A 23,022-nucleotide genomic window follows, 5' to 3' on the forward strand; every position below is an offset into this window, starting at 1 on the left:
CTTTTATAAAAAAATAACTTTTGACAAGTAAATGACAACAGTGACCGTTGCAGCACTCAGAATGGTGGAGATCAGGACAGCTTGGGCGGCGAATTCAGGTTCATTATCATATTCTTGGGCGAGGATGGCACTGTTGACTGAGCTTGGAACAGCTGAAGCGATGAACATAGCTTGGGCGGTAATGAGATCTGTATCAAGAAACTGGATGATAATGAACGCCAAAAGCGGACTAGCCAACAAACGTACTCCTACATTCATGTAAACAGTTGCCATGTTTTTTGAAAAATTCAGCTGCACCACTTGCGCCCCTAGTGTGAGAAGCGCTATTCCTATAAGTGCATCGGCTATGTAGGATCCGGATATATATAGAAATTGAGGAAGCATGACATTGAAGGCGTTAACAGCCAAACCGGCCCCCATGGCATAAAGTACGGGCATCTTGAAATAGGGAATAGATATATTCGACTTGCTTTTATTCAGTTTTTGCAGCGTGATAATCCCATAGGAGTAGACGAGAAAATTTTGGAAAGTAAGGACCAAAACTTGAACGGCCAAAGCGACAGTATCCTGCTTAAATACCAAATCATTGACTGATATTCCGTAATTTCCGGAATTATAGAAAAGGGAACTATGGGAAAATGCCAACTGTTGTCCTTTAGTCAAGCGCAAGATTTTAGTGAGAATATTGGATACAAAATACAATGAAACGCTTAACGTAATGAAAAAAATAAGTACTTTCAAGAATAGGGTCCATGCCAAATCCGCCTCATAGAGCCGGGTAAAGATAAGGCCGGGCACCAAATAGTAAATGTTGATTTTTGCCAATGTGTTCAAATCGAAGCGGAATTTTACATGCAGAATAGCTCCTAATCCAATAACGATAAGGACCGGCAATAAAATATTTATGAAAATGCTTAATATCTCCATGATTGTTCTCCTTTGGTTTCAACTAAGTAAACAAAATATATCATAATGTCTCTGTATATGTTTGAAAACTTAGAATGTTAAGATGGATGGTATTTTGGATACACTATTTTTATTTTGTCGAGACTCCTACTGAAAGAAAGTGATTGAGAATGGATTATATGAAATTGCCAAGTCAAGTAGAGTTGAACGAAGTAGTATTGCGGGACGGCTTACAGCTTGAAAATAAGATTATAAGCAAAGCAGAAAAAAAACTGATATTTGACCAATTGGTGGATGCAGGGGTAAAGACACTTGAATTTGGATCTTTTGTCCATCCGAAGTTAGTGCCGCAAATGGCCAATACTGGCGAATTATATACAGCTATTTCCGCGCATTCTGAGGAGTTGGCACTGATTGCTTTGATTCCCAATCTGAAAGGGGCTGAAAATGCTAGGGCTTCTGGAGTAAGACGCCTTAACTTTGTATTTTCAGCAAGTGATACCCACAATCGGCAAAATGTTAAAAAAAGCACCGATGAATCGCTGGAAGATTTAAAGGCCATTCACGATTTTTGCAGCAAGCAAGGAATTTCATTGACCGTCGCTGTCGCAACTTCGTTTGGTTGCCCATTCGAAGGAGAAGTTCCGATAGAAAGAGTTCGATATGTAATAGGAAAAGTCGCTGCGCTTGGAATGGAAAGCATTACGCTCGCAGATACGACAGGGATGGCAAATCCGAAACAGGTCTATAATTTAGTTTCTGAGATGGGAGAGAAATTTCCGCTGCAAAAGTTTGGACTGCACTTTCACAATACAAGAGGAATGGGGCTTTCCAATGTTTTAGCCGGTTTACAAGCTGGCATTACTAGTTTCGATGCTTCTTTAGGAGGAATTGGCGGATGTCCTTTTGCTCCTGGCGCAACAGGGAATGTCTGTACTGAAGATGTTGTTCATATGCTTCATAGTATGGGCATTAGAACAGGCTTATCACTGGAAAAATTGTTGAAAGCCTCGGCGGCCCTAAAGAAAATCGTTGAACATGAAACACCCAGCTATATCTTAAAAGCGGGGCCGTATAACCGGAAATATCCGGTTCCAAATGCATAAGCCGTTCATATAGTCCAAAAAATTCAAGGAGGCCATCATGACAAAGTGGCAGACAATAGCATTAAAAGAAGATTACATTTCTGAAAATGTATATGTTTTGGAATTGAACCGGCCAGAAGCGATGAATTCATTGAATACGCTAATGGGGACTGAATTGATAGACTGCTTAAAATTTCTTCGGAGCAACGAAGAAGGAAGGGTGTTGGTTCTCACCGGTTCCGGGGAAAAGAGTTTCTGTGCCGGCGCAGATTTAAAAGAACGAAAAGGCATGACAAACGAACAATGGAAACAGCAGCATGATATTTTTGAGGAAGCTTATGAACAACTTCGGAATTTCCCTTTTCCTGTCATTGCTGCCGTGAATGGTTTTGCGCTTGGTGGAGGAATGGAAATCGTATTAAGCTGTGATCTTCGGTATGCGGCTGATCATGCGAAGATGGGTTTGCCGGAAGTACGGCTTGGCATCATTCCGGGAGTTGGAGGGACGCAACTTTTGCCTCGTGCCATTCCAGTTGGGCTAGCGAAAGAAATGTTATTCCGTGGAAATCAAGTTAACGCACAGAAAGCGTTGGATTCAGGTGTTTTAAATGGCCTATTCTCTAAAGAAGAGCTGTTTCCGCAAGTTTTGGAAATCGCAAAAGAAATTGCTAGAAATGCTCCCCTCTCTTTAAAATCGATCAAAAAATCAATCCATATGGGCTTGCAAACAGATCTTAATACGGCCATGGCAATTGAATTGGATCAATATTATAAATGCGCCAATTCGGAAGACCGAAAAGAAGGAATCCTTTCATTTAATGAAAAACGAAAACCGCAATGGCAGGGGAAATAACCGATAAAGCAAGTTCCTTTTGCTAAGCGGAAAATCGGAGGTTTTGATGTTGCAAATAAAAGGAGAGAAAAGAACAGGGCTAAGCGACCGATTGGCGCAATACAGCTTAGATGTGGCTTACGAAAAGTTGCCTGCTGATGTTATAGATTTTACAAAGCTTTGCATCTTGGATTATTTCAGTTCGGCAATTGCCGGTTCTGATAAGGCGCCTGTGCAAATGATTAGCGAATTAGTAAAAGAAGCTGGCGGAGCGGAGCAAGCCAGGTTGTTTACAGGAGGCCGCTCCTCTGCTTTGAACGCGGCGTTAGTAAACGGTGCCGCGAGCCATGTGATGGAATTGGATGATATTCATAAAGGGTCGATTATCCATGCTGCGACAGTGGTTATTCCAGCAGCACTTGCAGTTGCAGAATGGAAACGGCTTTCGGGGAAAGAGCTGATTGCGGCGGTTGTTATCGGCTATGAAGTGTGCTTTCGCATCGGGGAAGCGGTTTCCCCTTCCCACTATTACTACTGGCACAATACAGCTACATGCGGAACGTTTGGAGCCGCGATTGCAGCCGCCAAATTGCTTGGTTTGGATCAAAAGAAAATGGTATATGCTCTGGGCAATGCCGGAACACAAGCTGCCGGATTGTGGGAATTCATCGTAGACGGGGCTATGACGAAACAGTTGCATGCCGCCAAAGCGGCTATGAATGGTTTGATGGCCGCGCTTCTGGCTGAAAAAGGCTTTACTGGGCCACAAAAAATTCTGGAAGGCAATAGGGGGTTTTTTAACGCTATGAGCGACGAATTTGACTCGGCTAAAATAACGGATGGATTGGGGGAGGAATTTAAAATATTGGAGAATTCCTTTAAGATTCACGCGTCATGCCGTCATACGCATCACGCGATAGACTTGCTCATCGATATTTATAAAGAAAGGCAACCGTCTTTAGCGGAGATAGATTCTGTTACGGTAAACTCGTATCAAGTCGCGCTCAATATAACTGATAACGACAACCCGCAAACTCAATATGCCGCTAAATTCAGCTTGCAGTTTTGCTCCGCTTTAGCCCTTTTAAAAGGCAGGGCGAGCCTGAATGATTTTAGTGAAACCATTCTTTGGGACAAAGAGATCCGGGAGTTGACGAAAAAAGTAAGAGTGGTTACCGATCCGCAAATTGACGCCAGTTATCCGAAACAATGGGGAGCTGCGGTGGAAGTCCGGCTGAAAAACGGAGAAATCATCGAAAAACAAACCGATTTTCCAAAAGGCGATCCTGAAAATGCCGTAACTGGAGGAGAGCTGCTTGAAAAGTTCATGGATCTGACCAGCAAGCTTCCGGAAAGAAAAAATAAGCAAATTGCTAAAGATATTTTAGCATTAGAGACGGTTGACGACATATCGGACTTGATGTCAAATCTCTAACATAGACCGCTAGGCAAAGAGGGCGAATACATGATAGAAGAAAAAAACAACCAATTGGAAGCCATTCAAGAGCAGCTTCAAAATTTCAGCACTAAAGAACTTGAAGAATTATCTTACTTGATATCGCTTTATCGGGGATTTCCTGATAAAAACCGTCCAAAAGAAATCCCGATGCATTTCTTAGGCCGTTTTCTAGGGATAAGCCAAAATCCTGATGGGACTGCGGAGATGAAACTGGGTATGCAAAACGGCAATACGTACGGAGTAGCACAGGGAGGCGCCATTTATACGCTTGCCGATGTAGCAATCGGCTTTAGTATTTTGCAAGAGATTTCAAAAGAAGAAAAAGTTTTTACATTAGAATTGAAAATGAATTTTATTGAAAAAGGGGAAGGTGCACGATTGCTAGCGAAACCCGTTATTCTTCGTAAGGGAAAAAGTACCGTAGTCGCCGAATGCAGTGTGACGGATGAAACCGGCAAGTTGGTTGCTAAAGCTCTAGGAACTTTTTATATAGCCCGCCAAAGAACCGGAAAGAGCGGAGGGTAAACCATGAAGGAAATTTATTATGAAGAGATTGTCAATGAAGTAAAGGAGATGTGCAAAAGAGCCAATTATGATTTGGGGGAAGATGTTTATACTGCATTCAAGCGGGCATTAACCACTGAGCGTTCAGAAACCGGTAAAGAAGTTCTTACCCAGCTGATTGAAAATGCGGATATTGCAAAAGCAGAAAGGGTTCCGATGTGCCAAGATACAGGAACAGCGGTTTTTATTGTGGAGCTTGGACATGATTGCCGCATTGTTGGGGGGAATTTGCTGGATGCCATCAATGAAGGTGTAGCAAGAGGATATGATGAAGGTTATTTGCGGAATTCCATGATTTATCACCCGTTAAATCGTAAAAATACCGGAAACAATACACCCGCAATTGTCCACATCGAACTTGTCGAAGGGGAGGAGCTTACGCTTCATATGACAGCCAAAGGCGGCGGAGCGGAAAATATGAGTGCCCTCAAAATGCTCAAGCCTTCCGATGGCATAGAAGGGATTAAAAATTACATCTTATCAATTGTCAAAGAGGCGGGACCGAATGCTTGTCCGCCGCTCATTGTAGGGATTGGCATCGGCGGGAATTTTGAACGATGTGCATATCTTGCTAAAAAATCCTTATTCCGGCCAATCGGCGAACGCCATGAAGATCCGGCAGTCGCAGAACTGGAAGAAGAATTGATTGGTGAAATAAACCGATTAGGCATCGGCCCCCAGGGCATGGGAGGAAGCACAACAGCGCTGGATGTAAAAGTGGAAGTGGAATCTTGCCACATTGCGGCATTGCCTGTAGCCGTGAATCTGAATTGCCATGCAAGCCGCCATCAAATAAGTATGTTCAAGTGAGGCGAATAAATGGAGCCTAGAAAAATCACTTTACCATTAACAGAAGCTGACCTGCATTCACTAAAAGCGGGAGACCGCGTTTTGCTGTCCGGTATAGTTTACACGGCAAGAGACGCTGCACATAAACGAATGGTCGAACAAGAGCGAGAAGGAATCGTTTTTCCGATAGACTTTGCCGGACAAGTTATCTATTATGTCGGCCCCACTCCTTCAAGGCCTGGGGAAGTAATCGGGTCTGCAGGGCCAACAACGAGCGGCAGAATGGATTTGTATACACCTAGGCTTCTTGAAAAAGGCTTAAAAGGAATGATTGGCAAAGGCCATCGCAATCAGGAAGTTAAAGATGCACTGGTAAAGCATAAGGCGGTTTATTTTGGAGCGGTAGGCGGAGCAGCTGCATTAATCTCCCGGTCCATCAAATCAGCTGAAGTGATTGCATATGAAGATTTGGGGACGGAGGCTATCCGGAAGTTGACTATTGAAGACTTTCCCGTGTTCGTTATCAACGATATCCATGGAGGCGACATCTATCAAGAAGGGGTTGCCAAATACAAATCATAGCAATGCGGTGAAAACTAGCGAGGAGGCTTGGAAGTGATGAGAGCTGGAATTGTTGGATTGGGAAATATGGGCGGGCGGATGGCAAAAAGATTGCTGGGACAAGGCATTGAGGTCGGCGTCTTCGATTTGAATAAAAAAATCATTCAGACCTATGTCGGTTTAGGAGCTAAAGAAGCTGGAAGTCCGGCAGAACTGGCTTCTGAATTCCCGTATATCTTAACGGTTCTGCCGAATGTTTTTATTGTGAAAGACATCTTGACCGGATCTGATGGTTTGATGAAGGGGATGCGGCCAGACAGTTTATTGATTGAAATGACCACCTCCATTCCTTCGGTGACAAAAGAGTTGAGCGCTATCTTGAAAAATGAGGGGCTTCGAATGATTGATGCTCCTGTCAGTGGAGGAGTAAAAAAAGCGGAAGACGGCACATTGTCGATAATGGTGGGCGGTGAAGAACGCGATTTTGAAGAGGCGAAGCCGCTTTTAGCGTGTATGGGCCAGAATATCGTCCATGTTGGCGGAGCTGGGGCAGGACATACGATCAAAGCGCTGAACAACATGATTTCAGCTACTACACTGGCAGCGACAGGAGAAGCAATGGCATTGGGAGTCAAACTTGGATTGGATCCAGTTAAAATGCTTGATGTCATCAATTCCAGTACTGGAAAAAGTTTTTCGAGTGACTTTAAATTTCCGAACCAGGTGCTGACAAGGAAATTCGAAGTTGGGTTTACTCTGGATTTGATGGTCAAAGACTTGAAAATTGCGATGAGTATGGCGGAAGAGGAAAAGGCCCCTATGTTTATCTCCAGCGCATCATTCCAATTATGGAAACACGCTTGGTCACAAGGCGGCGGGGACCAAGACCATACAGCCATCGTGCAATATATTGAAAAAATGTTCGGTGTCGAAATAAAAGGTTGAAGAACTCCCATGCTTCTGAAATGGAATTAATGATAAAATAACTTCATTCTTCCTTTTCAGAAGGAAACAGTATTTGAGGGGTGCAGTATGGAAAAATTCAGGCTGACAGAACAAGATAGAGCAACGCTGCAATTCAAAGTAACCACAAAGCTGAGGGAGCTGATTTTAAAAGGCGAATTTAAAATGGGTGAACGTCTCATGCAAGAAGAATGGGCACATAAACTAGGCGTCAGCAGAATGCCGCTTCGAGAAGCTTTGCGCCAATTGGAAGTTGAAGGGCTGGTCCGCATCGAACCGAGAAGAGGGGCAGTTGTAACTCCTGTATCAGCCGATGATATCGAAGAGATCTATCAATTAAGGGCGCTGTTGGAAGGTGAAGCGGTGATGAAGTCGTTGCCTTTTCTTGACGAAGAAGATATTGAGGAATTGGAAAGCATCTATGAGAAAATGATCGGCTTAAAGGCGGATGAAAGCGATTTAGAACAATACATGAATCTTAATGCGAGATTTCATCAAATTATACGCGAGGGCTGTCCATGGAGAAGGATACAAGGATTCATTGAAACCCTATGGAAGGGAATCCCGCCTTATACGCCAAGTTTGCTCATCAACCATCTTGAAGAATCGCATAATGAACATAGGTTAATGGTCGAATATATAAAGCGAAAAGATGAAGAGAAATTAAAAGAAGTAACGGTAAAGCATATTTTAAGAACAAAAGAAAATTTAATTAAGATGATTGAGAAGAGATAGCCCCATTTCATTTGACCGCAGATTGTGTATCCAGGCATGAACGAAGGGAGCGCATTTTATGAAGCAATGGGATTTAGCGGTTATTCCTGGCGATGGAATAGGAAAAGAAGTTGTACCGGAAGCTTTAAGAGTGCTGGATGCTGTAGCAGAAGTTCATGGAGGGATGAAATTCAACTATACACATTATCCATGGAGCTCTAAATATTACGTGGAACACAGCATGATGATGCCGGAAAACGGGCTTGATCTAATAAGCCAAAGTGACGCTATTTTTTTAGGTGCGGTAGGAGACCCAGCGTTAGTGCCGGACCATGTCTCGTTGGCCGGCCTTTTGTTGAAAATCCGTAGGGGGTTTGAACAAGTCATTAACGTCAGGCCGGCCAAGCAATTAAAGGGAATGGTGTCGCCATTGACCGATCCCCGGAATTTTGACATCATGATTGTCCGTGAAAATAGCGAAGGTGAATATAGCAGTATCGGCGGACGGGTTCATAACGGTGATGACGAAATTGTGGTTCAAAATGCAGTATTCACGAAAAAAGGCGTTTCCCGGGTGATGGAGTACGCTTTTAAATTAGCGAAGCAGCGGAACGGGCATGTAACAAGTGCCACAAAGTCAAATGGAATTGCTCATTCAATGCCGTTTTGGGACGAAGTATTTGCCGAAGTTTCCAGTGGATTTTCTGAAGTTCAAACAAATAGCATCCATATTGATGCCTTGTCCGCTTTTTTCATAACAAGGCCCCAGACTTTGGATGTAGTGGTGGCAAGCAATCTGTTCGGAGATATTTTAAGCGATATAGGGGCGGCGATCATGGGGAGTATTGGGATCGCTCCTGCTGGCAACATCAATTTGAACGGCAAATACCCTTCAATGTTCGAGCCGGTACATGGTTCAGCTCCCGATATTTATGGCCGGGGAATCGCAAATCCGATCGGCCAGATTTGGACAGCCAAAATGATGCTTGACCATTTCGGGGAAATGGAAATGGGCGCTGTCCTAATGGATGCGATTGAAAACACTTTGCAGACAGGCATCAAGACTGGAGATATTGGAGGAACTGCCAATACGAAAGAAGTGACGGACGCAATTATCGCTGCTGTTCACCGCCCAGAAAAATAGTTACATAAATTGATCTCTTCATGAAATTTTTTCATTGCAAAGTTGAAACATTATTGTATCCAATATCCTCAAAGGAAGAAATGGGGAAGGCAGTATGGTTTTCTTGCGTTCGTATTTGTTTGTTCCTGGAAACAATTTATCTGTAGTTAAGAAAGCGGTTTCATCTGCGGCGGATTGCATTATTCTTGATCTAGAAGACGCTGTCGCCCATTCGGAAAAAGAAAAGGCCAGGGAAACCGTTGAAGAAGCATTGTTGAAATTCGGGAAAGAAAAAACCATGTTTGTAAGAATCAATGATATTGGAACTTCTTATTGGAAGAAGGATGTAAGCTGTGCGGTTGAAAATGGAGCGAAAGGAATTATAGTTCCAAAAGCGGAAAGTGAATATGGCATTAAAATGGCTTGCAATGAAGTGAAAAGCTGCATCGGAAATGCAAAGAACGAATTTTGCATCGTTCCGCTAATTGAAACGGCAAAAGGGGTGCAATTCGCCTATGAAATTTCTTCTGCGGATAAAATGATTCAACGGCTGGCTTTTGGCTCCATCGATTTTTCACTCGACATTGATTGTGAACTCACCCCGAGCGGTTTGGAATTGCTGTTTGCCCGTTCGCAGATTGTCATTGCTTCAAAGGCTGCAAAAATCGCCCCTCCTATTGACGCGGTATTTCCAAACATAAAGGATGAACAAGGGTTAGAGAGAGAAGCACGCTTTGCGAGGCAAGTGGGCTTCAAAAGTAAATTGGCAATCCATCCTAAGCAGCTTGCGACTATTCATGCGGTATTCTCGCCTAACGAAAAAGAAATCGCGGAAGCAAAAGAAATTGTAGAAGCATTTGAAGCTGCCGAGAAAGAGGGAGTCGCCTCCATTACTGTAAATAACACGTTGGTTGATTACCCCGTTTACAAAAAAGCCGTAAGCCTGCTTTTCCAAATTGACAATAGCTGAAAGTCATTTAAATTCAAAAAATTACGATGGGATGGATCTCATGAAAATCACTAGCATTGATGTCAAGACGGTACCGATCAGCAGCCCAATAAGAAATGCTTATATTGATTTTAGTAAGATGACCACTTCCGCACTCGCAATCACAACAGATGTTATAAGGGACGGCAAGCCGGTTGTAGGCTACGGGTTCAATTCCAATGGCAGGTATGCACCCACATGCTTGTTGAACGAACGCTTTATTCCGAGGTTGTTAGAAGCTGATTCCAAAAAAATTGTTACGGATGATGGGACCAATCTAGACCCCCACAAAATCCATAAAGTTCTTATGGCTAACGAAAAACCAGGCGGTCACGGGGAACGGGCAGTGGCCGTAGGTGTCATCGACATGGCGGTCTGGGATGCAGTTGCAAAAATTGAGGAAAAGCCATTGTATCAGCTGCTTGCGGACCGTTATGGCACGGGCCGAACGGATGAAAAAGTTTATATTTATGCAGCGGGCGGCTATTATTTTCCGGATAAGGGACTGGAAGAGCTTCAAGATGAGATGAAAGGCTATTTGGATTTAGGATATAAGGATGTGAAGATGAAAGTTGGCGGAGCATCGCTGAATGAGGATCTGCAGAGAATTGAGGCGGTACTTGATGTTTTACCTCCGGGCAGTGGATTGATGGTGGACGCTAACGGCCGCTTTGATCTTGACTATGCAATTGAATTTGGAGAAAAAATAAAAGACTACGAACTGATTTGGTATGAAGAAGCGGGTGACCCATTGGATTACCATCTGCAGGCGGAACTATCAAAACACTATCCACATGCTATTGCCACTGGTGAGAATATTTTCTCTTTGCAGGATGCAACAAATCTCATCCGCTATGCAGGGATGAATCCGGAAAAAGATTTTTTGCAATTTGACTGTGCGCTAAGTTATGGATTGGTGGAGTATTTACGTATTTTGGATATGCTGAAGGAACATAGATGGTCGTCAAGACGCTGTATCCCGCATGGCGGGCATCAGCTTTCGCTCAATATTGCTGCAGGGCTTGCCCTTCATGGCAATGAGTCTTATCCAGGAGTATTCGAACCTTTCGGCGGCTTCGCAGATCATTATGCTGTCGAGGACGGCTATGTGAAATTGCCTGATGTTCCAGGCATTGGTTTTGAGGCGAAATCCAATTTATATGAACTTTTATTGAATGTAGGAAAATAAGACGGCTAACAGAGCATTTCAGTGAGGATTTGATGATATGGCTGAACCGATGAAATTTGATTCACAGCTGGCGGCGGAATATGACAAAGGAGTGCGCCGCACACTGCCCACTTACGATTCCATGCTTCGGCTGACCCATACATTTCTGCGTGCTAATCTTCCAGAGCAGTCTTCCCTCCTAATTGTCGGGGGCGGGGGAGGAAATGAAATCAAAACATTTGGTCCGGAAAACCGAGATTGGATATTCACTGCCATCGACCCTTCTCAAGCGATGCTTGAAGCGGGAAAAGCGAAAATTCAGCAATTAGGAATTGATGAAAGGGTGGAGTGGATTGCAGGCACTGTTTCAAATATTCCCGCCAAGGCGATTTTTGATGGGGCCACATGCCTTCTCGTACTGCATTTTATTGCTGATGTGAATGAAAAACTGATGCTGCTTAAAAAAGTGAGAGCACATTTAAAAACAGGAGCGCCTTTTGTCTTAGTCAGCAAAGCGGGAGATCCGAATAGTGAAGAGTTCAAAGAACAAGTTGAATTATGGAAGAACTATTGGCTGGATACAACTGGGCTGGCGGAAGAGAAAATGGATGAACTGATAAAAGGGACATTGACAGAAGCGTCTATAACAGAAGAAAAATTGCGGGAACTATTAGCCGAAGCCGGCTTTCAGCGGATTGCCCGTTTTTTTCAGACAAATCATTTTTGCGGCTGGATTTGCCATGCCGATTGAATAAACTGCAGGAAACAGCAAGCTGAACAGAATGAGGGTGAGGCGTGCCATAATCTTCTTTGCCTGGCAGAGAAGAAGTAAATGGCAGGAAAGGTCGGAAGCTATGCAGACGGGTGATATGAAAGTTTTTGCATCATTTGCACTGGCTATTGCTGGGTTCATCATCATGTTTTTTGGATTGCCTGATACGTTTTCGGATTCAGCAAAGATTATGACAGGCATCATCACTCTAGGAATCGTTTTATGGTCTTTGGAACCGATTCCGATTGGGCTTACAGCAATTATCATCTTGCTGCTAATGCTTCTATTCCAAGTAGCTGATTCGTCTATCATCTTCAGTGGTTTTTCTTCTCCTGCCACTTATTTAATCGTAGCCGGCATGATGCTGGCAACTGCAGTAAACGAAACAGCCCTCATCAAAAGGATGACATATAACATTCTCAAGCGATGGGGGAGCCATGCAAAAGGCTTACTGGGAAGTATTATTGTTATTCAGCAAATTCAGGCATTCTTTATTCCTTCCACTGCAGTACGTTCTGCCCTTGTTCTGCCAGTTTCAGCCATGATCATTGAAACGACAGAAGCCAAACCGGACAGCAATCTGCGGAAAATGATTATGCTGGGAGTCGCTTTTGGAGGAGTGGTTAGCGGGACGGCTATTATGACTGCTGCCATTGGCAATATTTTAACTGTGGAACTTCTTGATCGTTTTGCTGGAATTAAAATCACGTATTTTCAATGGTTTTTCTATGCCTTTCCGATCTGGGCCATTCTTATTCCAGCTATTTGGTTCCTCTTATTGAAAATATTCCCGCTGCCCAAAGAGCAGCAGCATTTCCCGGAAATTGCAGAAGAAATGGAACTTAGAATCAAAGAGCTTGGACCGGTGAACAAGCGGGAAATCCGCTGCCTGCTTATCCTGCTCTTCCTTGTCGGACTCTGGTTGACGGAACCGCTGCACGGAATGCATCCAAGTACGCCGGCCTTGATTGGGGTAGTGCTGATGACTTTGCCGAAAATCGGCATTGCTTCCTGGGAGCCGGTGATTAAGATCAACTACAATACGGTGTTGCTGCTGAGCGTCACATTGTCCATGGGCTATGTATTCGTCGACTCTGGTGCGGCCCATATCATAAGTGAATATTTAAGTGTGGACTGGTTCATGGAACTTATTAGGCGTCCATTTCTAGCCGTCATTCTAGTGATTGTACTGGCTCAAGTGTTCCATAAAGTGATTTCGAACGTTTCAACAGCGGTAGTCGTGCTTGTGCCGATTATCATCAGTGTGGCGAAAAATGCAGGGATTGATCCATTGGCAGTGAGTTTTGCAACGGGATTAACATGCCTCTTCGGTTTTATTTTGATTGTGGAATCAATGCCGAACTTATTGGCTCACAGCACCGGCATGATCACCCAAAAAGACTTTCTGAAGCCTGGATTGTATGCGACGCTCATTTCAATCGGGGCTACTATACTGATTGCCGCAACTTGGTGGAAATGGATTGGTTTGGTTTGATGATCCCGGCGTTTGCAATTGTGCAAGTTGAAGAAAGTGGCCGAAATCGTTTGAAATCCCCAGCTATGCACAAAGGTTTGAAGAGGAGGAATAAGTATGCTGCCACTACAAGGGATAACAGTCGTCTCGCTGGAACAAGCAGTTGCTGCTCCGTTTGCTACCCGGCAATTGGCAGATTTAGGCGCCCGTGTTATAAAAGTTGAACGGCCAGGACCAGGGGATTTTGCCCGGAGCTATGATAAAACAGTTAAAGGAATGGCCAGCCATTTTGTCTGGATCAACCGTTCAAAAGAATCGCTGACACTTGATTTGAAACAGGCAGAAGCAAAACAGGTTTTGGACAAACTGCTATCAGAAGCGGATGTTTTTATCCAGAATTTGGCGCCGGGTGCTGTAGACCGGCTGGGGTTCGGTCCTGCTGAGTTGAAAGACAAATACCCTCAGCTGATTGTTTGCGGAATTTCCGGCTACGGTACATTCGGTCCCTATACCAATAAAAAGGCCTATGATCTGCTTATTCAGTGTGAAGCGGGATTGGTTTCAGTTACCGGAACGGAAGATACACCTTCTAAAGCAGGCATATCGATTGCGGACATTGCCGCTGGAATGTATGCCTATTCCGGTATTTTGACTGCACTGATTGCCCGCTTTAAAACAGGAAAAGGAGCGATTATTGAAGTGTCAATGCTGGAAGCGCTGGCTGAATGGATGGGATATCCCCTTTACTATTCTGGATATGGAGGCGAAGAACCGAAACGGTCAGGCGCCAGCCATGCAACAATTTATCCATATGGCCCATTTCAAGCAGGCGACAGCAAAATGGTGTTTATGGGGATTCAAAATGAACGGGAGTGGGTTCAATTTTGCGAAGAGGTGCTGGAAAATGCTGAAGTGGCAACTGACAGCCGATTCAATAGCAACTCGAACCGTGTAGCAAATAAAAACGAATTGAAGGAGATCATTGAAACTGCCTTTAAAAAAATGGATGCAAATAAAATTATTGCCCGATTGGAGAATGCGAAAATAGCGAATGCCCGTCTCAATACCGTCAAAGAACTGATTGATCACCCTCAATTACAGGCGCGGGGACGTTGGCGGGAAGTAGCATCTCCAGTTGGTGCGTTGAAAGCTTTAGTGCCGCCAGTCACATTTGATGAAATTGACACAGTGATGAAACCGATTCCGGAAGTAGGAGAGCATACGGAAGCGATTTTAAAGGAATTTGGCTTCAATTATGAGGAAATGCGAAAAGTTACGGCAAGCAATCCGAAAGACTGATCAACCATGAGGCTGGCTATTATTTTCCAGTGATGCAAAAGAGAGGATGATAAGATTAATGGCAAAGTTAAGCGACTTGGAACAAGAACAATTAAGAGGCCGGATACGGGAACTATGCTCAGACTTTCCGAATTCCTACTGGAGAAAGCTGGATTTAGAACGGGAATACCCTTATGAATTTGTTGATGCCTTAACGAAAAGCGGTTATCTCTCTGCGCTAATTCCTGAAAAATATGGCGGCAAAGGGTATGGCATGACTGAAGCCACGATTATTCTAGAAGAAATCAACCGTTCCGGCGGACATGCCGCAGGATGCCATGCCCAAATGTATACAATGGGAGCGCTGCTGAAGCATGGGAGCGAAGAACAAAAGCAGAAGTACCTGCCAGGAATCGCTGCTGGGGAAATCCGTTTTCAAGCTTTTTCGGTAACTGAAGAGAGCGCCGGTTCCAATACACCAGCTATTCAAACTTTTGCGGAGAAAACAGAGGACGGCTATATCGTTAATGGGCATAAAAATTGGACAAGTCGCGTAGAACAATCTGATTTGCTGATGTTATTGGCCAGAACCACTCCTTTGGAAAAAATCGGAACAAAGAAAGCAGAAGGCATTTCTTTGTTTTTGGTGGATTTACGGGAAATCCGCGAAAACCAGCCAGAAACTTTTGTTGTGGAGCCTGTACGTACTATGTTCAACTATGCAACCAACCAGGTATGGTACAAAGACATGGAAATTCCATTAGAGAGCTTGATAGGAGAGGAAGGAAAAGGTTTTCGGTATGTGCTGGATGGGATGAATGCCGAGCGGACTTTGCTTGCAGCTGAAGCGATTGGAGATGGTTATTTCTTCATTGAAAAAGCGGCCAGCTACGCAAATGAGCGTGTGGTTTTTGAGCGGCAAATCGGTGCCAACCAAGGCATTCAATTTCCGATTTCCCGTGCGTATGCAGCTTTGAAGGCGGCTGATTTGATGCGTTATGAAGCTGCACGGAAATTCGACGAAAATGAAAAATACGGAGAACAGGCTAATTTGGCGAAGTACTTGGCAAGCGAAGCGAGTTGGCAAGCGGCTAACGTATGTTTGGATACACACGGAGGCTACGGATTTGTCGACCAGTACGATGTGGAAAGGAAATTCCGTGAAACCCGGATGTACCAAGTTGCACCGATAAGCAACAACATGATCTTAGCGTATCTTGGCCAAAACGTTCTCGGCATGCCGAGGTCCTACTAAATTTTTAAAAAAGTTTAACGCTGCTCTATCAAGGTTGTAATCGGTTTCAATTAAACTGAATATTTTTTATAGATTGACAACTAGCTTTGGTCTGATATGATAAGTTCAATCCAAAATATAAACAACTATTTTGATGGAGATAGGCTTATGCAGAGAAATCTTAAGAGAGCTGATGGTTGGTGAGAATCAGTGGTTTCGGCAGAAGGCAGCACTCCGGAATAGGTGGACTGAAATCTAGTAGGCCCATCCGCTTCGTGTCCGTTACGCATGAGAACCAATGAGGCTGCCTGTATAATGGGCAGTGAACTAGGGTGGTACCGCGAAAAAGACTCTTCGCCCCTTGCATTTTATGTAGGGGGCGGAGGGTCTTTTTGCCGTTTCACTTGAAAGGGGAAGATTGATGATGTTAGCAGACCAACAAATTTTAAGAATTCCAGGGCCGACGCCCATACCGCCTAGTGTCCAGCGCGCCATGGCCCAACCGATGATCGGGCACCGTGGCCAAAGCACTTCCGATCTGATTTCCCGCATCCGCCCGAAGTTGAAGCGCGTTTTTGGAACTGAGCAGGAAGTTGTGATTTTGACAGGCAGCGGTACGGCAGGACTGGAAACAGCCGTGGTCAATGCAGTCGCTCCAGGTGAAGAGGTATTAGTGATTGTTACAGGCGCTTTCGGCGACCGCTTTGTGAAAATATGCAAAGCTTATCATATTCCAACCCATGTTCTTCAAGTGGAATGGGGGAAAGCGGTAAACCCGGATCTTGTAAGGGAATTTCTGAAGGAACATCCTGGCATAAAAGCTGTATTATCCACCTATTGCGAAACTTCGACAGGTGTACTGAATCCGGTGAAAGAACTGGCAGCGGCAATCAGGGAAGTATCAGAAGCCCTGGTTATTGTGGACGGCGTTTCTTGTGTCGGCGGAGTAGAGACGAAAATGGATGAATGGGGAATTGATATTCTCGTGACTGGTTCGCAAAAAGCATTCATGCTTCCTGCGGGGCTTGCTTTCGCTGCCGCAAGCGAACGGGCGTGGGAAAAAATCGAAGCCAATCCGCAGCCGCGTTTTTACTTGGACCTAAAAAGCCACAGGAAGAATCTGGAGAAAGATGCCACACCTTTTACTCCTGCCCTATCGATTTTGTTTGGCTTGGAACAGGCTCTTGACCTGATGGAAGAGGAAGGCTTGGAAGAAGTATACGCACGCCACACTTTAATGATGAAAATGACAAGGGCTGCATTTGAAGCGCATGATATTCCGTTATTGACGGCAGCAGCAGATGCTTCACCGACTGTGACCGCTGTAAGGCCGGATGATTTTGACGCTGAAGCGTTCCGGAAAGTGATGAAAGCGGAGTTCGGCATTTCCATGGCAGGAGGCCAGCAGCAGCTGGCGGGGGAAATTTTCCGCATTGGGCATATGGGCTATTGCTCGGCGGCAGATGTGCTGCAGATCATTTCAGCGATTGAAATCGGCTTGATGAAAATCGGTAAAAAGATTGAACTTGGCAAAGGAACCGGAGCGGCACAGCAAACTTACTTGAACGAAAGGGTGGAGCAGCAATGACTTTTCACATTCTGATCAGCGATCCATTAAGCGAAGAAGGCATTTACCCATTGCGGCAAGCAGAGGGCATGAACATTGTCATGGAGACCGATTTGTCGCCGGACCAATTGGCCGAGCGCATCGGTGATTTTGACGCCCTGCTTGTCCGCAGCCAAACACAAGTGACGCGCGCCATCATTGAAAAAGGCCATAACCTGAAAATCATCGGGCGTGCAGGAGTCGGCGTCGACAATATTGACCTTGAAGCGGCAACCGAACACGGCATCATCGTGGTCAACGCGCCGGACGGCAATACCAATTCGGCGGCTGAACACACAATGGCGATGCTGATGTCGATGGCGCGGAAAATTCCACAGGCTTTCCACGCTCTGCGCAATAAAAACTGGGACCGCAAGTCGTTTGTCGGGGTAGAACTGAAAAACAAAACACTGGGAGTGATCGGACTGGGGCGCATTGGCGCTGAAGTGGCAGCCCGGGCAAAAGGGCAGCGCATGAACGTCATGGCTTACGATCCATTTTTGACGGCGGAAAAGGCGGAGAAGCTTGGAATCGGCTTCGGCACAGTTGAAGAAGTGCTGAAAGTTGCGGATTTTGTGACCGTCCACACACCATTGTTAAAAGAGACGCGCCACCTTATCAATGCCGACGCATTTGCCATCATGAAAGACGGCGTCCAGATCGTCAATTGTGCACGTGGGGGCATCATTGACGAAAATGCCCTTTACGACGCCATCCAATCAAAAAAAGTGGCGGGCGCGGCGCTTGATGTGTTTGAGCAGGAGCCGATTGTCGACTACCGCCTTATCGGCTTGCCGGAAGTCGTAGCTACTCCGCACTTGGGAGCGAGCACGATAGAAGCGCAGGAAAGCGTTGCGGTGGATGTCAGCATGGATGTTGTCAGCTATTTCACCACCGGAACTGTCCGTAATTCCGTGAATCTGCCTTCTGTACCGAAAGATCTCATGGTGAAAATTGAACCGTATTTCGATTTGGCGGAACGCCTTGGCGCTTTCCTGACAGATCTGGCGGAAAGCGCTGTAGAAGAAGTGAATGTCTACTATTCCGGTGAACTGGCTGGAATGGAAGTCGGCCCTTTGACGCGCAATATGCTAAAAGGCTTGCTGAAGCGGCATCTTGGCGAACGGGTCAATGTGGTTAACGCCTGGTATTGGGCTGATCAGAAAGGCGTCGTGGTCAATGAACATAAATCATCGGTTACAAGAGGATTCACGAATTTGATATCAGTTGAAATCAAAACCGCAACAGGCACTAGGAAAGCGGCAGGCACTTTGTTGAATGGCCAAGGCGCACGCATCGTAAAAGTGGATGAGTATCTGGTGGATGTAGTGCCGAAAGGGCATTTGCTGTTCATACGCCATACCGATCGGCCAGGTGTGATTGGGCGTGTCGGAACTTTGCTCGGCAAGGAAGACGTCAATATTGCGACAATGCAGGTAGGACGGTCAAATGCCGGTGGAGATGCAATCATGATGCTCTCGATCGACAAATACGCCAATCCTGGAAGTTTAGAGCAATTAAAGGAACTGTCGGAAATTCAGTACGTACGCGCGATCGATTTATAGAAGAAAACAAAAAGAAGGAGGCTCGCTGTGAGCCTCCTTCTTTTATTTGCTGACGAATGAGCATTACAGTTCTTCGAGAATCGGAAACAGCTCTTCCAGATGGCGGATTTCGTAGGTCGGAATAATGGTTTCGTGCGGCGATTTTTGTTCCCGGTTGATCCAGACGGAACGAATGCCCGACTGTTCAGCTCCTATGATGTCGGTCATTAAATTATCGCCGACCATCAACACTTCTTCAGGCGATAGACCGAATTTCGATAAAGCGTATTGGAAAATTTCCGGATCGGGCTTGCCTTTTCCAAAGGCTCCAGAAATGACAATATGATCGAAATAAGTGGCGATTTCCGGTGTGATTTCAAGCTTGGTATTTTGCAGTTGCGGCGAGCCGTTCGTCAACAGCAAAAGCTGATAGTGCGGTTTCAAACGATCAAGTACATGATATGTTTCTTCATAAACAAACGGGCTGCTTTTGCGCGCTTCCGTAAAATAGGCAGCCAGTTGTCCGCCTAGTGCCGGATCGTCTATGCCGATTTTTTGCAGCCCTTCAGTCCAAGCCTTTCGCTGATAAGCTGGAGCAAAAGCTTTCATCTTTTGAAACTCTTCGCCTTCATCATCGAATGTGCCCCACAATCCTTCAAATGGATTGATGCCGATCATTTGGGTGAACGGGTACGTTTCATAATTGCTGTAAAGGGCACTCGCTGCTGACCGGACAGCTTCCTCTAATCCTTTACAGTCAATCCCGGTTGTTTGTTCGGCATAGCGGCATGTTTTCTCAAATGCCGTTTGGATGCTTTTTTTATCCCATAACAATGTATCGTCCAAATCAAAAAATATCGCTTTCAACATTCTGCAAACCCCTTTTTTCGCTTTTGTTCAGTTTACTGTAACAATCGATAAAAACAAAGGAGGATATTATGGCGGTTTCAGAGTTTCTAAGTTAATAAACGCAGAGATAGGTGCTAAGATGTTCACAAGGAGTGACGTTAATGGCTATCATTGAAACAAATACCGCGATTATCAAAGAAGCAATGGAATTTATCTATATATGCTACAGCGAACTGGGGAAAACGGAAGAGGAAACGGCTCAGCGCTTTTCCCAAATTCAAACAGAAGTTAGTGAGACAGGAGCGTACACCCATACGTTGGAAGAACTGGAGCACGGAGCGCGCATGGCATGGCGAAACAACAATCGCTGCATCGGGCGCCTTTTTTGGAATACACTGACCGTGTTTGATGAAAGGCAGCAACAGACGTCAGAAGGCGCATTTGAAGCTTTGCTTCGCCATATCGGCTTTGCGACGAATGGAGGCAAAATCCGTCCGGCAATCACAGTCTTTCCGCCAAGCCACAATGGACAGGACGCCATGCGTATCTGGAACCATCAGTTGATCCGTTACGCCGGATATGAAAAAGACGGGAAAGTGGTTGGAGATTCTACGTCAATCGAATTTACGGAAGCATGCGAAAAGCTTGGCTGGCGAGGAGCGGGTACGCATTATGATGTTTTGCCGATTGTTATCCAAGTGGCAGGAGAAGAGCCGCGCTTTTTTGACTTGCCGGAAGAACTCGTTCTGGAAGTGGAACTTGACCATCCGGAAATTCCGGCTTTCGCTGACTTGAAAGCGAGATGGTATGCCGTTCCAATCATTTCGGAAATGAAATTAGAAATCGGCGGCGTTTCTTACACAATGGCGCCTTTCAACGGCTGGTATATGGGCACTGAAATTGGCGCCAGAAATCTTGCCGATGAAGAACGCTACAATTTATTGCCGGCTGTGGCGGAATTGATGGGGCTGAATAGAGACTCCAACCGTTCTCTATGGAAAGACAAAGCGCTGGTGGAATTGAATATTGCTGTACTGGACTCATTCCATCGGGCGGGAGTGACCATTGTAGATCACCACACGGCGTCCAAGCAGTTTAAAAGTTTTGAAAGAAAAGAAGAGACTGCCGGAAGGAAGTTGACAGGGAATTGGGCTTGGCTCATTCCGCCTTTGTCTCCGGCAACCACCCATATTTTTCATAAGCCATATAAAAACGATATAGTGAAGCCGAATTTTTTCTATCAAAATTCCGCTATAAAATAGGCTGAAATGCCAGTGTTGAAGAAAAAGGGCCTATTTCATGCAGGCTCTTTTTTGTATTTTTATTAGATGAATGCTGTTTTTAAGGAAATGATTAAGGGTATGGGGCTAGGGTGTACCATTAGGAGCTTTTCACGGCGTCATAATGTAAAAATCTGCCCTTCCATTCTGCTTGATACAACGTATACTTAAAAACAGTGTGATTGTAAAAAACGTGTTTCTGTGCACGGCGAAAATGGAGATGTTTAACTATGAAAGACTTAGCTGCAATCGATAGTAAAAACCACATAAGTGCATCATTACAGAAGAATGGCGTGGAAGGAATGACGTTGGTCTTATTTGGGGCTACTGGTGATTTGGCACAGCGTAAATTATTTCCTGCTTTATATAATTTATATCTGGATGGAAAGTTGCCGAATGCTATTTCCATCATCGGACTGGGCAGAACCAATTACTCGGATCGTGTTTTCCAAATGAACGTTGAAACTTCACTCCGGGAATTTTCCAGAAGGCCGGTACAACCCGAAAACTTGGAGGATTTCAAAAGCAAATTCCGATATTGCGTGCTGGATGTATTCAATGCCGCTTCCTACGAATCTTTGCTGGAACTTATTCAATTACGGGAACAAGAACTGAAAATTACGGAAAACCGCTTGTTCTATCTATCCGTTGCGCCAAATTTGGTTGAAATCATTACAGCGAATTTACAGGCAAGCAAAGTCAGCGATACAAAAGGCTGGAAACGCCTGATTGTTGAAAAGCCATTTGGAACCGATTTGAAAACCGCGCGCGAATTGAATGACAAACTCAGCAAAGTATTCAATGAAGAAGAAATTTACCGGATCGATCATTATTTAGGGAAGCCGATGGTCCAGAATCTTGAAACCTTGAAGTTTGCCAACCCGATTCTGGAATTGTTGTGGAGCCACGACCAAATTGCGAATGTACAAATCACAGCGAGCGAAACAGTGGGCATTGAAAAAAGAGCCGGGTATTACGATCAGGCCGGAGCAATCCGGGATATGGCCCAAAACCATCTGCTCCAATTGCTTATGATGACCGCTCTTGACATTCCGGTGAATCTGACCGCTAAAGAAGTGGAACAGGAGAAGCGGGAAATCGTTGAAGCGCTTCGCCCCATCCCTAAAGAAGAGGCTTCTAAGCATATCGTCCGAGGACAATATACGGCAGGCGAAGTATTGGGGGAACCGGTAATCGGTTACCAAGCAGAACCGGGAGTCGTAGAAGAGTCAAAAAATGATACGTATTTTGCTGCTCGTTTATACATTGAAACGCCTTCTTGGAAAAACATTCCGTTCTATATTCGTACAGGCAAGCGTTTGGAACAGAAGTCCACACGGATTGTCATTGAATTCAAGAACAAATGGAAGGACAATCCGGCTTTCAAAAATGAAGGCATCAATCCGAACTTGCTCATTTTTGAAATCAATCCGAATGAAAGCGTCTCGTTATTGGTAAACTTGAAAAATCCTTCTACAGAGCGTTATGAACCGACGAATATCACTTTTTCGGTTAACTCAAATATTCAGCCTGAATCTTATGAACTTCTGTTGTCGGATGCATTGGAAGGTGATAAAACCTTCTTTGCGCACTGGAAAGAAGTCGAGCTTTCCTGGGCATGGATTCAGCCGGTATTGGAAGCTTTCCAGGAGGATGTTTTGCCTTTGTATCCATATTCTGCAGGGTCGAAAGGTCCTGAAGCTGCCGACCGCTTGTTGGAGGAAGATGGCTTCAGCTGGTGGTAATACGCTCTGAAGGCACAAGGTGTGCTGAATATACCGGATAAAAAATGGTATACTTTTGTAGAAATATTAATAATAGAAGTTCATTAAA

21 protein-coding genes and 1 other annotated feature are annotated in these 23,022 nt (G+C 44.8%); of the genes, 19 read left to right on the top strand and 2 right to left on the bottom strand.

The genetic code is table 11. The annotated features are described in order from the left end of the window. Positions 1–3: 3 nt before the first annotated feature. A complete protein-coding gene (locus FQV30_RS02800; RefSeq protein ID WP_146498618.1) occupies positions 4–927 on the bottom strand; it encodes an AEC family transporter in 924 nt (307 codons plus the stop codon). A gap of 149 nt (positions 928–1,076) precedes the next feature. On the opposite strand from FQV30_RS02800, the gene FQV30_RS02805 reads away from it, so the two are divergent. From FQV30_RS02805 to serA, 17 genes are all read left to right on the top strand, one after another. Beyond that, positions 1,077–2,012: a hydroxymethylglutaryl-CoA lyase gene (locus FQV30_RS02805; RefSeq protein WP_146498619.1), complete on the top strand. Its 936-nt coding sequence runs from the start codon at positions 1,077–1,079 to the stop codon at positions 2,010–2,012. 37 nt (positions 2,013–2,049) lie between these two features. After that, on the top strand, positions 2,050–2,844 hold the full coding sequence (locus FQV30_RS02810; RefSeq protein WP_146498620.1) for an enoyl-CoA hydratase/isomerase family protein: 795 nt from the start codon (positions 2,050–2,052) through the stop codon (positions 2,842–2,844). A gap of 46 nt (positions 2,845–2,890) precedes the next feature. Further along, positions 2,891–4,258 carry an MmgE/PrpD family protein gene (locus FQV30_RS02815; protein ID WP_146498621.1) on the top strand — a complete coding sequence of 456 codons (1,368 nt, stop codon included), beginning with the start codon at positions 2,891–2,893 and terminating at the stop codon, positions 4,256–4,258. 30 nt (positions 4,259–4,288) lie between these two features. Continuing rightward, positions 4,289–4,807, top strand: coding sequence for a PaaI family thioesterase (locus FQV30_RS02820; RefSeq protein WP_146498622.1), 519 nt, complete (start codon positions 4,289–4,291; stop codon positions 4,805–4,807). 3 nt (positions 4,808–4,810) lie between these two features. Continuing rightward, the gene (locus FQV30_RS02825; protein WP_146498623.1) at positions 4,811–5,656 is read left to right on the top strand and encodes a fumarate hydratase; all 846 of its coding nucleotides are present in this window, start codon (positions 4,811–4,813) and stop codon (positions 5,654–5,656) included. Between the two features lie 9 nt (positions 5,657–5,665). Further along, on the top strand, positions 5,666–6,217 hold the full coding sequence (locus tag FQV30_RS02830; RefSeq protein WP_146498624.1) for a Fe-S-containing hydro-lyase: 552 nt from the start codon (positions 5,666–5,668) through the stop codon (positions 6,215–6,217). Positions 6,218–6,253: 36 nt separating this feature from the next. Then, the gene (locus FQV30_RS02835) at positions 6,254–7,141 is read left to right on the top strand and encodes an NAD(P)-dependent oxidoreductase (RefSeq protein WP_255473355.1); all 888 of its coding nucleotides are present in this window, start codon (positions 6,254–6,256) and stop codon (positions 7,139–7,141) included. A gap of 87 nt (positions 7,142–7,228) precedes the next feature. Beyond that, on the top strand, positions 7,229–7,894 hold the full coding sequence (locus FQV30_RS02840) for a GntR family transcriptional regulator (protein WP_146498626.1): 666 nt from the start codon (positions 7,229–7,231) through the stop codon (positions 7,892–7,894). Between the two features lie 58 nt (positions 7,895–7,952). Further along, positions 7,953–9,017, top strand: coding sequence for a tartrate dehydrogenase (locus tag FQV30_RS02845; RefSeq protein WP_146498627.1), 1,065 nt, complete (start codon positions 7,953–7,955; stop codon positions 9,015–9,017). 94 nt (positions 9,018–9,111) lie between these two features. Beyond that, positions 9,112–9,966, top strand: a complete 855-nt coding sequence (locus FQV30_RS02850) for an HpcH/HpaI aldolase/citrate lyase family protein (protein WP_146498628.1) — start codon at positions 9,112–9,114, stop codon at positions 9,964–9,966. A 40-nt stretch (positions 9,967–10,006) separates the two neighbouring features. Continuing rightward, positions 10,007–11,173: a mandelate racemase/muconate lactonizing enzyme family protein gene (locus tag FQV30_RS02855; RefSeq protein WP_146498629.1), complete on the top strand. Its 1,167-nt coding sequence runs from the start codon at positions 10,007–10,009 to the stop codon at positions 11,171–11,173. A 37-nt stretch (positions 11,174–11,210) separates the two neighbouring features. Beyond that, the gene (locus FQV30_RS02860; RefSeq protein ID WP_255473288.1) at positions 11,211–11,903 is read left to right on the top strand and encodes a class I SAM-dependent methyltransferase; all 693 of its coding nucleotides are present in this window, start codon (positions 11,211–11,213) and stop codon (positions 11,901–11,903) included. A 118-nt stretch (positions 11,904–12,021) separates the two neighbouring features. Further along, positions 12,022–13,419 carry an SLC13 family permease gene (locus FQV30_RS02865; RefSeq protein ID WP_255473289.1) on the top strand — a complete coding sequence of 466 codons (1,398 nt, stop codon included), beginning with the start codon at positions 12,022–12,024 and terminating at the stop codon, positions 13,417–13,419. 96 nt (positions 13,420–13,515) lie between these two features. Next, positions 13,516–14,697 carry a CaiB/BaiF CoA transferase family protein gene (locus FQV30_RS02870; protein ID WP_146498631.1) on the top strand — a complete coding sequence of 394 codons (1,182 nt, stop codon included), beginning with the start codon at positions 13,516–13,518 and terminating at the stop codon, positions 14,695–14,697. A 58-nt stretch (positions 14,698–14,755) separates the two neighbouring features. Next, a complete protein-coding gene (locus tag FQV30_RS02875; RefSeq protein ID WP_146498632.1) occupies positions 14,756–15,931 on the top strand; it encodes an acyl-CoA dehydrogenase family protein in 1,176 nt (391 codons plus the stop codon). A 121-nt stretch (positions 15,932–16,052) separates the two neighbouring features. After that, positions 16,053–16,275 (top strand) — a binding site (T-box leader). A 59-nt stretch (positions 16,276–16,334) separates the two neighbouring features. Then, positions 16,335–17,498 carry a pyridoxal-phosphate-dependent aminotransferase family protein gene (locus tag FQV30_RS02880; protein ID WP_146498633.1) on the top strand — a complete coding sequence of 388 codons (1,164 nt, stop codon included), beginning with the start codon at positions 16,335–16,337 and terminating at the stop codon, positions 17,496–17,498. Beyond that, a complete protein-coding gene (gene serA / locus FQV30_RS02885; protein ID WP_146498634.1) occupies positions 17,495–19,081 on the top strand; it encodes a phosphoglycerate dehydrogenase in 1,587 nt (528 codons plus the stop codon). The genes FQV30_RS02880 and serA overlap by 4 nt, the downstream gene beginning before the upstream one ends. A gap of 63 nt (positions 19,082–19,144) precedes the next feature. On the opposite strand, the gene FQV30_RS02890 is transcribed toward serA, so the two are convergent. Continuing rightward, a complete protein-coding gene (locus FQV30_RS02890; RefSeq protein ID WP_146498635.1) occupies positions 19,145–19,930 on the bottom strand; it encodes an HAD family hydrolase in 786 nt (261 codons plus the stop codon). A gap of 140 nt (positions 19,931–20,070) precedes the next feature. On the opposite strand from FQV30_RS02890, the gene FQV30_RS02895 reads away from it, so the two are divergent. Next, positions 20,071–21,171 carry a nitric oxide synthase oxygenase gene (locus FQV30_RS02895; protein WP_146498636.1) on the top strand — a complete coding sequence of 367 codons (1,101 nt, stop codon included), beginning with the start codon at positions 20,071–20,073 and terminating at the stop codon, positions 21,169–21,171. A 311-nt stretch (positions 21,172–21,482) separates the two neighbouring features. After that, positions 21,483–22,934 carry a glucose-6-phosphate dehydrogenase gene (zwf, locus tag FQV30_RS02900; protein WP_146499551.1) on the top strand — a complete coding sequence of 484 codons (1,452 nt, stop codon included), beginning with the start codon at positions 21,483–21,485 and terminating at the stop codon, positions 22,932–22,934. The last annotated feature ends 88 nt before the right edge of the window (positions 22,935–23,022 follow it).

This window comes from Planomicrobium sp. CPCC 101110 (assembly GCF_007859395.1).
GTDB lineage: Bacteria > Bacillota > Bacilli > Bacillales_A > Planococcaceae > Planococcus.

What these genes read in the sequence shown, in the direction of transcription:
- FQV30_RS02895 (WP_146498636.1), top strand. Translation starts at nt 20,071, where the DNA reads ATGGCTATCATTGAAACAAATACCGCGATTATCAAAGAAGCAATGGAA.
- FQV30_RS02850 (WP_146498628.1), top strand. Translation starts at nt 9,112, where the DNA reads ATGGTTTTCTTGCGTTCGTATTTGTTTGTTCCTGGAAACAATTTATCT.
- FQV30_RS02865 (WP_255473289.1), top strand. Translation starts at nt 12,022, where the DNA reads ATGAAAGTTTTTGCATCATTTGCACTGGCTATTGCTGGGTTCATCATC.
- FQV30_RS02805 (WP_146498619.1), top strand. Translation starts at nt 1,077, where the DNA reads ATGGATTATATGAAATTGCCAAGTCAAGTAGAGTTGAACGAAGTAGTA.
- FQV30_RS02880 (WP_146498633.1), top strand. Translation starts at nt 16,335, where the DNA reads ATGTTAGCAGACCAACAAATTTTAAGAATTCCAGGGCCGACGCCCATA.
- FQV30_RS02840 (WP_146498626.1), top strand. Translation starts at nt 7,229, where the DNA reads ATGGAAAAATTCAGGCTGACAGAACAAGATAGAGCAACGCTGCAATTC.
- FQV30_RS02875 (WP_146498632.1), top strand. Translation starts at nt 14,756, where the DNA reads ATGGCAAAGTTAAGCGACTTGGAACAAGAACAATTAAGAGGCCGGATA.
- FQV30_RS02890 (WP_146498635.1), bottom strand. Translation starts at nt 19,930, where the DNA reads ATGTTGAAAGCGATATTTTTTGATTTGGACGATACATTGTTATGGGAT.
- FQV30_RS02820 (WP_146498622.1), top strand. Translation starts at nt 4,289, where the DNA reads ATGATAGAAGAAAAAAACAACCAATTGGAAGCCATTCAAGAGCAGCTT.
- FQV30_RS02845 (WP_146498627.1), top strand. Translation starts at nt 7,953, where the DNA reads ATGAAGCAATGGGATTTAGCGGTTATTCCTGGCGATGGAATAGGAAAA.
- FQV30_RS02810 (WP_146498620.1), top strand. Translation starts at nt 2,050, where the DNA reads ATGACAAAGTGGCAGACAATAGCATTAAAAGAAGATTACATTTCTGAA.
- FQV30_RS02870 (WP_146498631.1), top strand. Translation starts at nt 13,516, where the DNA reads ATGCTGCCACTACAAGGGATAACAGTCGTCTCGCTGGAACAAGCAGTT.
- FQV30_RS02860 (WP_255473288.1), top strand. Translation starts at nt 11,211, where the DNA reads ATGGCTGAACCGATGAAATTTGATTCACAGCTGGCGGCGGAATATGAC.
- FQV30_RS02855 (WP_146498629.1), top strand. Translation starts at nt 10,007, where the DNA reads ATGAAAATCACTAGCATTGATGTCAAGACGGTACCGATCAGCAGCCCA.
- FQV30_RS02830 (WP_146498624.1), top strand. Translation starts at nt 5,666, where the DNA reads ATGGAGCCTAGAAAAATCACTTTACCATTAACAGAAGCTGACCTGCAT.
- serA (WP_146498634.1), top strand. Translation starts at nt 17,495, where the DNA reads ATGACTTTTCACATTCTGATCAGCGATCCATTAAGCGAAGAAGGCATT.
- FQV30_RS02825 (WP_146498623.1), top strand. Translation starts at nt 4,811, where the DNA reads ATGAAGGAAATTTATTATGAAGAGATTGTCAATGAAGTAAAGGAGATG.
- FQV30_RS02800 (WP_146498618.1), bottom strand. Translation starts at nt 927, where the DNA reads ATGGAGATATTAAGCATTTTCATAAATATTTTATTGCCGGTCCTTATC.
- FQV30_RS02835 (WP_255473355.1), top strand. Translation starts at nt 6,254, where the DNA reads ATGAGAGCTGGAATTGTTGGATTGGGAAATATGGGCGGGCGGATGGCA.
- FQV30_RS02815 (WP_146498621.1), top strand. Translation starts at nt 2,891, where the DNA reads ATGTTGCAAATAAAAGGAGAGAAAAGAACAGGGCTAAGCGACCGATTG.